14 protein-coding genes and 1 tRNA gene are annotated in these 13,377 nt (G+C 44.8%); 7 read left to right on the top strand and 8 right to left on the bottom strand.

Annotated elements, in window-relative coordinates; genetic code table 11:
• Positions 1–186: 186 nt before the first annotated feature.
• A tRNA-Ser gene (locus G4D73_RS08525) sits at positions 187–277 on the bottom strand.
• 122 nt (positions 278–399) lie between these two features.
• On the opposite strand from G4D73_RS08525, the gene G4D73_RS08520 reads away from it, so the two are divergent.
• A complete protein-coding gene (locus G4D73_RS08520) occupies positions 400–2,280 on the top strand; it encodes a potassium transporter Kup (protein WP_005105382.1) in 1,881 nt (626 codons plus the stop codon).
• Between the two features lie 80 nt (positions 2,281–2,360).
• Here G4D73_RS08520 and G4D73_RS08515 read toward each other — a convergent pair whose 3' ends face one another.
• Entirely contained in the window at positions 2,361–3,014 is a 654-nt protein-coding gene (locus G4D73_RS08515; protein ID WP_004278668.1) for a hypothetical protein, read from the bottom strand.
• Between the two features lie 264 nt (positions 3,015–3,278).
• Between G4D73_RS08515 and G4D73_RS08510 the strand changes: the two genes are divergently transcribed.
• Positions 3,279–4,361, top strand: coding sequence for a DNA/RNA non-specific endonuclease (locus G4D73_RS08510; protein WP_180180831.1), 1,083 nt, complete (start codon positions 3,279–3,281; stop codon positions 4,359–4,361).
• Between the two features lie 79 nt (positions 4,362–4,440).
• Complete coding sequence (locus tag G4D73_RS08505) at positions 4,441–4,686, top strand: hypothetical protein (protein ID WP_004278666.1); 246 nt, start codon at positions 4,441–4,443, stop codon at positions 4,684–4,686.
• Between the two features lie 277 nt (positions 4,687–4,963).
• Here G4D73_RS08505 and G4D73_RS08500 read toward each other — a convergent pair whose 3' ends face one another.
• Positions 4,964–5,974 carry an AraC family transcriptional regulator gene (locus G4D73_RS08500; protein WP_213686524.1) on the bottom strand — a complete coding sequence of 337 codons (1,011 nt, stop codon included), beginning with the start codon at positions 5,972–5,974 and terminating at the stop codon, positions 4,964–4,966.
• Positions 5,975–6,082: 108 nt separating this feature from the next.
• Between G4D73_RS08500 and G4D73_RS08495 the strand changes: the two genes are divergently transcribed.
• Positions 6,083–6,739: a hypothetical protein gene (locus G4D73_RS08495; RefSeq protein WP_213686523.1), complete on the top strand. Its 657-nt coding sequence runs from the start codon at positions 6,083–6,085 to the stop codon at positions 6,737–6,739.
• A 286-nt stretch (positions 6,740–7,025) separates the two neighbouring features.
• Here the strand turns inward: G4D73_RS08495 and hisF are convergent, their stop codons facing one another.
• Entirely contained in the window at positions 7,026–7,784 is a 759-nt protein-coding gene (hisF, locus tag G4D73_RS08490) for an imidazole glycerol phosphate synthase subunit HisF (protein WP_004647284.1), read from the bottom strand.
• 113 nt (positions 7,785–7,897) lie between these two features.
• On the opposite strand from hisF, the gene G4D73_RS08485 reads away from it, so the two are divergent.
• Genes G4D73_RS08485 through G4D73_RS08475 form a run of 3 tightly spaced genes read left to right on the top strand, consistent with a single transcriptional unit; the run spans position 7,898 to position 9,915 of the window.
• The gene (locus G4D73_RS08485) at positions 7,898–8,845 is read left to right on the top strand and encodes a homoserine kinase (protein WP_004647285.1); all 948 of its coding nucleotides are present in this window, start codon (positions 7,898–7,900) and stop codon (positions 8,843–8,845) included.
• Between the two features lie 27 nt (positions 8,846–8,872).
• Positions 8,873–9,499, top strand: coding sequence for a DUF1294 domain-containing protein (locus G4D73_RS08480; RefSeq protein ID WP_213686522.1), 627 nt, complete (start codon positions 8,873–8,875; stop codon positions 9,497–9,499).
• A gap of 20 nt (positions 9,500–9,519) precedes the next feature.
• On the top strand, positions 9,520–9,915 hold the full coding sequence (locus G4D73_RS08475) for a DUF4870 family protein (protein WP_004729233.1): 396 nt from the start codon (positions 9,520–9,522) through the stop codon (positions 9,913–9,915).
• A gap of 58 nt (positions 9,916–9,973) precedes the next feature.
• On the opposite strand, the gene G4D73_RS08470 is transcribed toward G4D73_RS08475, so the two are convergent.
• The 4 genes from G4D73_RS08470 to G4D73_RS08455 all read right to left on the bottom strand — a co-directional run bounded on the left by G4D73_RS08470 (position 9,974) and on the right by G4D73_RS08455 (position 13,302).
• Positions 9,974–10,903, bottom strand: a complete 930-nt coding sequence (locus G4D73_RS08470; protein ID WP_213686521.1) for a DMT family transporter — start codon at positions 10,901–10,903, stop codon at positions 9,974–9,976.
• Positions 10,904–10,968: 65 nt separating this feature from the next.
• Positions 10,969–11,703 carry a 1-(5-phosphoribosyl)-5-[(5-phosphoribosylamino)methylideneamino]imidazole-4-carboxamide isomerase gene (gene hisA, locus G4D73_RS08465; RefSeq protein ID WP_005095189.1) on the bottom strand — a complete coding sequence of 245 codons (735 nt, stop codon included), beginning with the start codon at positions 11,701–11,703 and terminating at the stop codon, positions 10,969–10,971.
• Positions 11,704–12,021: 318 nt separating this feature from the next.
• Positions 12,022–12,681 carry a 3'-5' exonuclease gene (locus tag G4D73_RS08460; protein WP_213686520.1) on the bottom strand — a complete coding sequence of 220 codons (660 nt, stop codon included), beginning with the start codon at positions 12,679–12,681 and terminating at the stop codon, positions 12,022–12,024.
• 102 nt (positions 12,682–12,783) lie between these two features.
• On the bottom strand, positions 12,784–13,302 hold the full coding sequence (locus tag G4D73_RS08455; RefSeq protein WP_005105402.1) for a DUF805 domain-containing protein: 519 nt from the start codon (positions 13,300–13,302) through the stop codon (positions 12,784–12,786).
• Positions 13,303–13,377: the final 75 nt, after the last annotated feature.

Below are 13,377 nucleotides of genomic sequence, written 5' to 3'. Positions count from 1 at the left end.
TTGAGCGTAAGTGTTGTGTTGCAAAAGATTTTTATGAACGAGGACTGGTATTAATTCAATGCCTTTGCCTAAGGCGATAGATAATAATATTTTAAGATCTAAGCAGATGATTTTTTTTGCTGATGGGATGATGGATAAAATTAAATATAAAAAAACCCGAATCATGTGATTCGGGTTTTTAAATTCTGGCGGTGAGAGAGGGATTCGAACCCTCGAAACGCTATAAACGTTTACACACTTTCCAGGCGTGCTCCTTCAGCCACTCGGACACCTCACCATAGGCCGAGGATAATAGCGAAAAAAACCAGCTGTGCCAAGCTGAAACAATTGATTTGCAGAAAAACTTTTAATGCGGTGCTATGATTCGCAAAAATGCTTGTTAAAAAACGAAGACAATATATGCAAAGCACTGCACAAAAGGCAGCTCTCCCGGTGATTACACTGGCTGCGCTTGGGGTCGTTTTCGGAGATATTGGTACCAGTCCGCTCTATGCACTGCGCCAATGCTTCCTCACCGCACATCTCGCCATTAGCGAAGCTTCTGTACTCGGTATCCTGTCCCTGATTTTCTGGTGCATGATGCTTACCATCAGCTTTAAATATGTCATGGTAATCATGCGTGCTGATAACAACGGCGAAGGCGGGATCATGTCACTGTTGGCATTAAACCTGCGTACCACACGAATCTCTGATCAAAAGAAAATATTCCTGATTGCTTTGGGCTTTGTCGGCGCATCGTTATTTTTCGGTGACGGGATTATTACCCCGGCAATCTCCGTGCTCTCAGCCATTGAAGGCCTGAGTATTGCCACACCCATTTTCAATCAGTGGCTGGTGCCTTTATCCATCGGGATTTTGGCCGGGCTGTTTATGGTTCAGCGACACGGCACAGCCACGATGGGCAAGTTTTTTGGACCTTTAACCATGCTCTGGTTTTTGTCGATTGGCGGTTTTGGTTTGTGGAGTATTATTCAGACCCCGTTTGTACTCTGGATGGTGAATCCCTACTGGGCCTATCATTTTGTGGTCGATCAGCCCTATGTGGCTTTTCTGACCATGGGGGCGGTGATTCTGACCATGACTGGGGGTGAAGCGATTTATGCCGATATGGGGCATTTTGGCCGTCTGCCGATTCGTCTGGCCTGGTTCATTATTGTCTTGCCATGTTTATTGCTGAATTATGCCGGGCAAGGCGCCTTGTTACTGCGTAGTCCTGAAGCACTGGCGAATCCTTTCTATATGCTGCTGCCCGACTGGGCCTTATTTCCGATGATTGGACTGGCGACTGCAGCGGCGGTGATTGCCTCACAGGCGGTCATTACTGGGGTATTTTCTATGGTCAATCAAGCCATTCAATTGCGTTATTTGCCGCGCCTGTCAGTCAAGCATACCTCTGCATTGGAGCGTGGCCAGATTTATCTGCCTTTCATTAACTGGATGTTGTTTATCTCGGTGCTGATCCTGATTTTACTGTTTGAAAATAGTGCCAATCTGGCCAGTGCTTATGGCGTTGCGGTGACCATGACCATGCTCTGCGGCACCATTTTGATCTCGATTCTGGCCTATGGCTTCTGGCGTTGGCCGGTCTGGAAAGTAGCGTTATTTGCTGTACCCTTCCTGGCACTGGATTTAGTCTTTGTGGCCTCAACGTCCTTGAAAATCGCTTCGGGTGGCTGGGTGCCAATTCTGATTGGTGCGGTACTGTTTACGATTCTCATGACCTGGAAAGACGGGCGTGCGTTGGTACTGAACCGGCTGGAACAGGATGCCTTGCCGATTGATCTGTTTATTAAAAGTATTTCGATGGGGGAAGGCACCAAGTTTGTGCCAGGCGATGCCATTTTCCTGACCGGTACACCCAATATTGTTCCGCATGCCATGTTGCATAATATTAAGCACAATAAGGTCTTGCATGAACGCAATATCATGTTGACGGTGATTACCCGGGATATTCCTTTTGTTGACAGGCAGGACCGGATTGAACTGGAAAAACTGAGTGAGCATTTTTACCGGGTGTTTATCTATTATGGTTTTAAGGATCAGCCGAATATTCCGGAAGCTTTACAACAGGCCTATGAGCAATGGGATTTTGAATATGACCTGATGCAGATCAGTTTCTTTATTTCACGTGAACGGATTATGCATACTGTGGGTGAGGGCATGGCACCGTGGCGGGAAAAGCTGTTTATTTCTATGCAGCGCAATACCAGTCCGGTCAGTGATTTCTATCAAATTCCACCCAACCGTGTGGTCGAGCTGGGCACCCAGATTCAGATGTAAATAAAATAAAAAGCATAAAAAAAACCAGAGGCACACTCTGGTTTTTTTATGAGAGAAACAATAAATAAATGAGTTTCAGATTATTGTTCGAGTTCTACCGCAGCCGGCACTTCAGGTGCAGCATTCAAAGGTTCTTCCATCAGTACTGGCTCTGCATCAGATTGAGCTGCAATTTCAGTTTGTTCATTGCTCACATCTGCTTCAGTCACAGCCGCTTGTTGCTGTGCTTCAGGCATCGGTTGTTCTGAAGCAATAGCTGCTTGCTGTTGCTCTTCAGACATTGCTGGTACAGCTGCTTGTTGTTCTTCCAGTGTTGGTTGTTGTTGAGGCGTCGTCATAGACGTGCTGGCTTCTACTTCTGATTCAGTGGCTGGTTCAACCAGATTGGCCGGCACCTCTGCTTCATTCATACCTGGTTCTGTGACAGGTGGTTGAGGAGAAACAGTACCTGAATTTGGTGCCTGAGTCATTGCTGGATCATTGGGCATTGGTGCCTGTGTGTTTGGCATGGCTGGTTGCGGTGCTGCTGCACGCGGATCGACCAGACGAATCTGACCAGAGTTCACCAAGCTTTCTAAAGAGGCTTCCTGACCATTCACCTTGGTACTAATTTTAGCTTTAGACAAGCTTTCAAGTGTTTCACCTGGTTGAACCGGTGGCTCAGCAAATGCAGCTACGCTGATCACACTTGTGAATAATCCTAAACCTAATGCTTTAGAGAGTTTGGAATTCATGATTGACACCATTGCTAATAATTGTACGAATTGAGATAGGCCGTTAGCTTTACATACTCAATCCACTGGGCCAAACAAAGCTACGCAAACACCGAGAAACCTCATTTAAAAAGAAATAAAATTAGACAGTTTGTTACAACTAGCTGGGGTTTTAGATACTTATTGTTTATTTAGTAAACGAATGGTAGAGCCAAGATATACTTCACTTATACAGCTTGTTAAGCTCGGTCAAAATCTGTATTGATCTAAAAAGTACGTGTAAGAATGGCCAAGAAGCAGCGTAAATCCAAGAACTCTTTTTTTCAGTTTTTAAATGATAATAGTATTAAAGTCATTCTGGGCGTGGTGGCTTCGAGTAGCTTCGCCATCGCTTTTGGCCAGGAAAAAATCAGTCAGTGGGTGTCACTATCCTCTTCCAGTGATTCTGCCTGTCTGAACCAATTTTATCGGGATGTGCCGCCATATTTGATGAAAGACAGTCTGAAAAAAGACAGCTATTCACTGTGTTTTAATGGCTTTAATGTCGGTTATTCCGGGGTATCTAAAACGCCACTTTGGGTTGCAGAAGCCTTAACGCCAGCACGCTTAAGCCAGAAAATTCCCCGTGAAGATAATTTTCATGAAGAAGATCGGGTCAGTGCGAAGCATCGTGCCACATTGGCGGATTATCGTGGTTCAGGTTATGACCGCGGTCATATGGCGCCGAATGCGGATATGCCTAACAAGGCTGCGCAGTCTGACAGTTTTTCATTGGCCAATATGGTGCCGCAAGCGCCCAAGAATAATCAGCAAGTCTGGCGTGAGCTGGAAGAAGCCACTCGTGCCATTGTGACCAAGCAGAAACAGGATGTCTATGTGGTGACCGGGCCGGTCTTTGCCGGGAAGAAGCTGAAAACCATTGGCAATGGCGTAATTGTGCCAACTGCGGTCTATAAGGCAGTTTATATGCCGAAAACTGGTGCTATTGGTGCTTACTATGCACCGAATGACAATTCACTCAAAGTGCGTATTGTCAGTGTCTGCTATCTAGAAGAACAGCTTGGAATTAACCTGTTTCCGCAGCTTACCGAAGAGCAGAAGCGCAATACCTATAAGCTACCACTGACCGGAAATGCCGTAAAAGCCAACCAGAAAATTGAATACTCTAATTGGGATGCAGAAAGCCAGTGTGCCGAAGAGGTTTCTGAAGAAAACCTGCAGGCATTACAACGCGAGTTTAAGTCTTCTGGTTCAGGCAGCTCGACCTCCTCAGCGACTGGTGGCGCGATAGACAACGCGACACAAGATGCCATCGTAAAACAGCTGATTGATGCCTTGTTGCAATATATTTTGCAGCTGTTGAAATAAGCTTGCTGAAAAAACCGGGATTCGGGTAGCATCGACATCAGACGTTCATGGAAAAATAACAAAGACAGGTGAAGAGGATATGTTTAAAGCATTTGAAAATGGCAGTGAATCCCATGCCATTCATGATCTGACTTTGGAAAATGATCTAGACTGCGTCAGCCTGTATGGCAACTTGCAAATCACCAAGGATCAGCAGGGACTGAAAGTGGCCAAAGCCTTGCAGGCTTTTCTGAATGATGTGGTACAACAACTAGAAAACACGCCGGACTTGCCAGAAAAAATTCAGCGTGATGATCTGGATGAAATTGAAAATCCATTTTTATAAGCATTTTTAAGCGCGATGATCTGCATGCTCCATGTGAAACATGCAGAAAAATGGTATTTAGAAATCCTGACTTTTTAGAAGGCTTTTATTGAAAAGCTTAATTTCTCTGCTCCCGTAATATCTCCAAACACCAGCCAGAATGTGCCGAGCAATTCGCCAAGATATTTATCAATTTTTTAAGTCCTTATTTTTATATTTATCATCAGGTGATAGGGGACAGGGATTAAAATCGTCAACCCTGCTTGAAGCCCGTATATCAAACGAACATGCTGGTAGTTTAAGCAGCTGGCATATTCTGTTGGCGCCACTCCTGCGGTGTCAGCTGGGTCCATTGCTTAAAGGCACGCTGAAACGCACTTTGTTCAGAATAACCCAGTAACATGGCAGTCTCCTGCAAACTCAAGTGCGGATCTTTCAGATATTGCATAGCCAGCATGCAGCGAATCTCCTGCATACATTGCTGATAAGTTTTGCCCTGTTTTTGTAAATGGCGTTGTAACTGACGCACGGAAAAATTCATCTGCTCGGCAATATGTTTGATCTGGAACAGGTTTTTTTGCAGGCCAATTAGAATCGCCTGTTGCAGCTGCTGATCTACCAGAGTGGAGTACGGAAATTTTTCTAATAATGCTTTGGCCTGTTGCATCAGCAGTTTTTGCAAGGTCTGGTCGCCCTGTTTCAGCGGCCTGGACAGTTCACTGACATGCATTAATACCTGATTTCTGGCTTGAGAAAATCGGACTTTACAGCCGAAATACTGCTCATAGAGTGCAATATTTTTAGGCATTGCATGCTGGAAATGTACCTCGTATAACTGAACCCCGTGCGGGCTCTGAATATTGGCTTTTACGAATTCCGTCATTAGCGCAATCGCGATTTCATCGGTCAGTTGGGTATTCAGATGAAAGGGAACTTCAACCCAGCCAATCGACAGATAATCGCCTTGCCATTGCAGCTGAAGTGGGCCACCATCATAAATCAGACGATGATAATCATGATAGCGCATAAAGGCTTCACCCAAGGTCTCACTTGAGAGTGCCAGATAGCCAATAATACCGAGGTGTTTAGCTTCAACCAGTTGGGCGATTTCCAAGCCTAAAGCCGGTCGTTGCAGCTGTTGATCAAGTGTCGTTAACAGATCACGCCACAAGGCGAAATCAAAGCGTTCCAGATTTTGAATGGCCAATAATTTCTCAGGGACTTCAAGCTGTTTCAACTGATAATAGTCCAAAAGTAAATGTCCTAAACCACCGTATACTGAACCTACGTAGTTTTTTAGAACCAGCATTTTTAATTCTTTTATTTTGTCGTATTTTGTCAATCATATTGAATATTTTGGTCAATATCTAGTCTTTTATTTAGCCTATATTAAAAATAGACCAAGAGGTAAAAGATTATGTGGAAAGGTTTTCTGGCAGGACTTGTCGTCGCAAATGGATTTGAATGGTTTGCACATAAATATGTATTACATGGTGTTCACCGGCCGGGACAGAGCCGTTATAGTCCGGTACCCGAGAGTATGCGCTCACACTGGGAGCACCACCGGGTTGTGCGCAAAACAGAATTCTCCGATTTCGGCTATGTAGAAGGACTGGACAACTGGCGTACCCGCAATGAAATTGCATCACTGGCAGTGGTCGCGACCGTTTTTGGACTCAGTTTTTATCCATTCTCCAAAGGCATGTCACTGGCTGCCTTATATAGTGCAGGCAACTATTATTATTTACATCGCCGGGCTCATCTGGAACCGGAATGGGCCAAAAAGAAATTACCCTGGCATTATGATCATCATATGAATAGTAATCAGGATGCCAACTGGTGCGTCACCAAGCCCTGGTTTGATTATCTGCTCGGTACCCGTGTGATTTCCTCGGCAGATTTGCAGGAACAGAATCCTTTAGGTTTGAGCTTGCCTGCACCGATCTCGAAAAAATTGAACCGCTGGGCAGAACAATATTTTCCGGTTAAATCGGCCGATGCTTCCTCTAAAATGATAAAAAATACTGCAAAAAATACGGTAATGAAGCAGTTAAATACGCAGGTTATGGAGTAAAATAGGGCTTTGTCGTGATTTGTCAATAAAATACGATTGTATTGTCAATATTGTCCTGCGGATTTCACTTATAGTTGCTCACGTCGGTGAGCAAAGCCTCATACTGATAATGTTTCTGGGTGTAATGAGTTATTTTGAATACCAAGTGCTGTAGTCTTATCTTGGTTTTATAAGGAGTCGAAAGACTCCTTTTTTTTGTCCCGTATTTGCTGTGTTGTTTTATTTAAGGCATAAAAAAAGAGTGTTTATAAAAACACTCTTTAATTAAATCATCATCTAAAACGGCTTAAAGGCGCATTTCAATACCTTGGGCTGCCATATAGGCTTTGGCTTCCGGAATGGTGTGCTGGCCAAAATGGAAAATTGAAGCTGCCAGTACTGCATCAGCACCACCATGGATAATGCCGTCCGCCAAATGCTGTAAATTACCCACACCACCAGAAGCAATCGTCGGTACCGTGACGCGGTCATTGATGGCACGCATCAGGGCAATGTCGTAACCGGCTTTGGTGCCATCGGCATCCATCGAAGTAATCAGTAATTCACCTGCGCCGAAGTCAGCCATTTTCACAGCCCATTCAATCGCATCAATCCCGGTTTCTTTACGGCCACCGTGGGTGAAAATTTCCCATTTGTGGTCGCCAGTTTTTTTGGCATCAATTGCAACCACGATGCACTGCGCGCCAAAGCGTTGAGACGCTTCCTGCACAAACTCGGGATTATAAATCGCAGCCGAGTTGATGCTGACTTTGTCTGCACCGGCATTGAGTAATAGACGGATATCTTCGACTTTACGTACACCGCCACCGACAGTCAGAGGTACAAAAACCGATTCAGCCATGCGTTCTACTGTGCGGTAAGTCGTGTCGCGTCCATGATGTGTAGCGGTAATATCAAGGAAAGTAATTTCATCGGCACCTTGTTCATTATAACGGCGCGCCACTTCGACCGGGTCACCCGCATCACGAATATCAAGGAACTGGACACCCTTGACCACGCGGCCGTTATCCACGTCCAGACAAGGAATAATACGTTTAGCTAGCATAAATTTTTCCAATTATTACAGCCGATTATGAAACTCACCCACGCAAGCGCTACACCTTGGCAGATGGAAACGGTATTCTAGCAAAATTATGTAAGTTTTTTCGCAGGTTTTCTATGTCGGTTTATACCACTTTGACTTTAAAGGAAGTTCAGGATTTTGCGGCGCCTTATGGTTTAAAGGTGATTGATCTGATTCCCATTCAAGGCGGTATTCAAAATACCAACTACTTTTTAGTCTGCGAAGACCAGCAATATGTGCTGACCGTATTTGAAGATATGGATGAACAGGCAGCAGGTGAGCTGGTTCCTGTTTTAGAACATCTGGGTCACGCCGGGTTGGCCGTTCCAGTGCCTTTATCCCATTCAGGCAAAGCCATTCACAGCATTAAAGATAAACCGGCACAGATTGCACCACGCCTGATGGGTGAACATCCGATGCCATCTACCGTCGCGCAGGTTGAAGCGATTGCAGTGGCTCAGGCGAAAATGCATGTGGCACTCAAAGACTTTAAATTAGAACGTAATTTTGTGCGTGATCATGCCTATTGGCTGGCCGTTTCTCAAGAGATTAAACCAAGTTTAAGTCCGGCAGATAAAGTCTTGCTCGGTAAATTATTAGGTTTATATGAGGCGTTGACGGCGGTATATCCGGATCGTCCACGTGGTTTCATTCATTCGGATCTGTTCCGTGACAATACCTTATTTGATGGCGATCAGCTGAATGGCATTCTGGATTTTTATGAGCTGAATAAAGATGAGTGGTTGTTTGATATCGCCATTACGTTAAATGACTTCTGTACCGAATATCCTGACGTAATCTTAAACGAAGAAAAAGCGATTGCCTTTTTAAATGCCTATGAAACGATTCGTTCTTTAACCAGTGATGAACGCGCTTGTCTGGAATTGTATCTGGCTATGGCAGCAGGACGGTTCTGGATGATGCGTCTGCAGGTGGCTCAGCGTAATGCAGCATTAGGCCGTACTGGCGAAGATATTTTGCAAAAAAATCCGGACGAAATGCGTAATATGCTGATTGAACGCTTAAAATTCGTCACCGCTTAAACAATCAAATCAACAGGGATAGGGAATATGCGCGATCAGGGACGCTTAGTGGAATGGTTTGATGACCAAGGCTATGGTTTTATCCAGCCCAGTGATCCGGCCAAAGATCGCGTATTTCTGCATATCAAGGACTTTGCCAAGCCTGGCCCACGTCCAATCGTGGGCTGTGCGCTGGATTATCTGGTGATTCTGGATGAACGCGGCCGTTATCGTGCGCAACAAGTGATGTACTTGAAAGCAGTACAAGCCAAAAGCCTGCAAGCAAAATTCAAACCGTCCAAGCCACAGCAGACACAGAAATTACAGCCGATGCAGATTGCCTGTGTGCTCTATATTCTTTTTCTGGTGGCTTTGACCTTGGGCGGTTTACTCAGTGGACTGGTGTTGTTGCTGGTCAGCCTGATGAATGCGCTCAGCTACTGGCTCTATGCGCAAGATAAGGAAGCGGCACAGCTGGGTAATCGCCGTATTCCGGAAAACACTCTGCATCTGGTGGCTTTCTTAGGCGGCTGGCCGGCAGCCTGGCTGGCACAGCAGAAATTACGGCATAAAACACAAAAACAACCTTTCCGGCAGATATATTTTTGTACCATAGCCTTTAACATCATTTTGATTATATGGCTGATTTCCCCGTTGAATAGTTTAAATATCTAGGGGAAGTACCAGGAGGGGACGTGAACTATTCCATTGATAAAGACTCAAACCGTACACTGACTTTTGCACTGTACATTTTATATATTGTGGCCATTTTTAGTGCTGGCCTGCTGGCTGTCGTGGCGCTAATCATTAACTATGTGAAACGGCGCGATGTGCGCGGTTCCATCTTTGAAAGCCATTTTACCTGGCAGATCCGCAGTTTCTGGTGGTATCTGTTCTGGAATATCGTCGCCTTTATTCCATTTTTCTTTTTGTTCTTTACCGGCGAAGATCCTAACTTGTTTGCAGGGGTCGCATTTGGCGCATCGGCGTTCTGTTTAGTGGTGGTGGTTTTGGCCTGGATCTGGATTGTGTATCGGGCGATTCGCGGCATCATGCGCTTAAATGACAATAGACCGATGTATAGCAAATAATTTTAGCCGTATTTCCTTAAAGAAAAAAATCCCCCTTTTAAAGGGGGATTTAGCGGAATTAAGAAAGATCTTGCTTTAATTCTTCTGTTGGTTGTTTTCTTAAAAACTTTGGTTTCCATTCACTGGCAATCACGCCCAGTACCACCATCAATCCACCGACTAGCGCGAGTGCAGGTAGCCGTTCTCCGGTCAGACGGCCAAACAGGGCTGCCCATACCGGTTCGCCAGCATAGATAATTGCCGCCTGTGATGGATCGACCATGCGCTGCGCCCAGTTCATCACCAGTTGTATCAAGGCACTGGCAATGCCTAAACTGACTAAAATCCCTGCCAGATGCCAGTGAAATTCAGGTAGCTGAGATTCACCTAAAACAGGTGCGATCATAAAGCAGAACAGGGAGGCAAAAATCAGTTGCAGCACTGTGACCCGGCGTACATTCACCTGCTCGGCAAAATGGCTGATAAAAATAATCTCCAGTGCAATCGCAATCGAACCGAGCAAAGTCAGGGTTTGCCCGAAACTGAGCTGAATCGCAGCAAAACCATTTCCTGTCAAAAACACCAGACCGATAAAGGCAAACAGCGCTCCGATCCAGGTCATGACATGCGGTTTTTTACGGAACATGAGCCAGAGCAGGATCGGAACCAGCGGAACATACAAGGCCGTTAAAAAAGCCGACTCACTGCTGCTGATGGTCTGCAAACCCACAGTTTGGGTGCCGTAGCCAATGGCGATCATGATCCCAATTACCGCGCCAGCGAACACCTCTTTCAGGTTCATGCCTTTTAGCGACTTCAGTGAAATTAGGGTGACAGCAAGCGCTGCCGCAGCAAAGCGCAGGCCGACAAACATAATCGGACTGCTAAAATTTAGCCCGTATTGCACAGTAATAAAACTGCCGCCCCAGATAATGGTGATCAGGATCAGGGCGAGTTGCGGCGCTTTCACCATCCAGCCGGAGTGATTTTTGGAAATAAGTGTAGACATGCCAGGAGATCAGAAAATTAAAAAATAAAAAAGAGGTCCGAAGACCTCTTTTACAGCAAGCTTAATTATAGCGCCTGTTGCTCATCTAGCAACAACTGTGCTTCACGCAAGCTTAATGTACCTTCGTAAATCGCACGACCGGTAATTGCGCCTAAAATACCTGGTTGGTCTTTCAGGTTACGTACGTCATCCAAGTTGGTCACACCACCAGATGCAATCACAGGCAAACCTGAGTATTGCGCCAGATTCACGGTTTGCTCAATATTCACACCCTGCATCATGCCATCACGCGCGATGTCCGTATAGACAATGCTCGACACACCAGCATCGGCAAAACGTTTCGCCAGGTCAGTAGCCTTGACATCAGTCACATTGGCCCAGCCATCTGTTGCCACCATACCATTCATGGCATCAATACCCACAATAATGTGGCCAGCAAATTTTTGACATGCTTCTTCAACAAATTCAGGATCCTGAACTGCTTTGGTGCCAATAATCACAAAAGAAACACCGGCTTGCAGATAATGCTCAATGGTTTCCAGAGAACGGATACCACCACCAATCTGGATCGGCAAATCAGGTTGAGATCGGACGATGGCTTCAACCACTGGTTTATGGATTGGCGTACCTGCGAAAGCACCGTTTAAATCTACTAAATGCAAGCGGCGAGCGCCTTCATTTACCCAATGCTGTGCTGTTGCGACCGGATCGTCTGAAAATACGGTATCGTCTTCCATACGACCTTGTTTTAAACGGACACATTTGCCATCTTTCAGGTCAATTGCAGGGATGATCAGCATGCTTTCGCTCCTTGCTTAATCTTTAGAATGAATTTGAGTGTATTCATCTTAGCAAATAAAGTCGAAATTTCTAACTCTTAAACGGTATGAATAAAGAAAACCTGTCCATAGATAGGTAGCAGTGAGGTCATTTATTTTAATGGTTTTAATGATCCGTCTCTTGAATGGAGATCAGATTTTCCACAACGGGTCATGTACTGAGCTGGTCGATAATCGAAGCGATAAGATCTGCTAAAGTCACAGCTCTCTCAACGAACGCGCTCAACACAACTTTCATACGTACATCAAGTTGCTGTGACCAGCATCCTAATGAAGCACTTAAGCCGTCGATGAAGGACGGATTCTTAATTTTAATGAAGTATTGGGAATCTCTCTGGGTAATAAATCCCGACGTAGTAATTCTTCAAATACCAGCACGGGCGCGTAGGCATCTGCGGCTGCATAATCAATTTGTGCCGGGCTGAGCTTCTTGCTGGCCCAGTTCGAGGTACTAATCCGTTTGGATTTAGGAAAATTTACTTGAAATAGCAAAGCCATGGCATTTTTTAATCCGACCGGATTGTTTAAACCAAAAGCTTTAAAACATTTGGACAGTTCAATCACACTATTCAGTTCAATGCCTTTTTTACGGAACAGGTGCGCATCATTTTTCAGGCCAAAACCGACCTTGATCTGCTCGCGACTGGCAAAGATCGGTTTAAGAAAATCCCAGATCGAATCATTCATTTGAAATAAATAGGCTTTATCTAAAGTGGCCAGCTGAATCAGATGTGGCCCGGTAGAAACCTCACCAACTTTAAAGGTCGGTTTGGATTCAGAATCGAAACCCAGGACTGCATGGCTTTTTAGCTCCTGTTCAAGAGCATAACATTGTTCCATGCTATTAATCACCTGAATCTGTTGCATCGGAAGATTTTGAAATACAGGAAAGGCCTGAATTTGTTCCTTGCTTGGTAAAATGTCCAGCCGCTGTTCCATACGCATTAATCATGAAATGAATGCGTTCAGCTTAATCACTTTTGCTGTTCTAGGCAAAATAAAGCCCATGCAGAATGGGCTTTATGCAAAATTTAACAAGGATTAATCAGTGTGATAGCTACTCTGTTCGATCTGCGCCTGTTGAGCACGTTCAACATAATTCTGATAAGCAGGGACAGCAAAGGCTGCCAAAATAACTGCAAGTACCAGATACAGCACCACCAAAAGCGTTTCCCAGCCACGTGTCGTGCGTGGAGGGCCATATTCATTACTTTCGTTGTGACCGGGTGCCAATAACAGGTAAAGTGTAAAGACAAGGTTTACGACCGGCACAAAAATCAGTAAAGAAAGCCAGCCATTATGATTACGGTCATGTAAACGACGAATTAAAAAAATCACGCTAAAATAAATCGCAACGCCGTAGATCAAAACCAACAGCACCATTAAAGGCATGGACATTTTACCATCTAAAGTCTCTGGACTCATTCCAGGTAAAATGAAAGCAGCAATGATCCCGATGATCATAAAGCAAAAACCCAGCAGCATATTCCATGCGATATAAGAACGTCGCCCAAAACGTCCTGATGCATTCCACCCCGAATCCTGAATTGTATTACTCATTATTTTTCCTTTGTTTTCATTAGATTTTTTATAAGCAACTCTATGATAAAGAGATTTTTTATAAATGAAAAGTGT

The organism is Acinetobacter sp. WY4, from assembly GCF_018438165.1.
Taxonomy (GTDB): domain Bacteria; phylum Pseudomonadota; class Gammaproteobacteria; order Pseudomonadales; family Moraxellaceae; genus Acinetobacter.
Note: the sequence above shows the minus strand (reverse complement) of the source record. Positions and strands in the feature narration are given on the sequence as shown.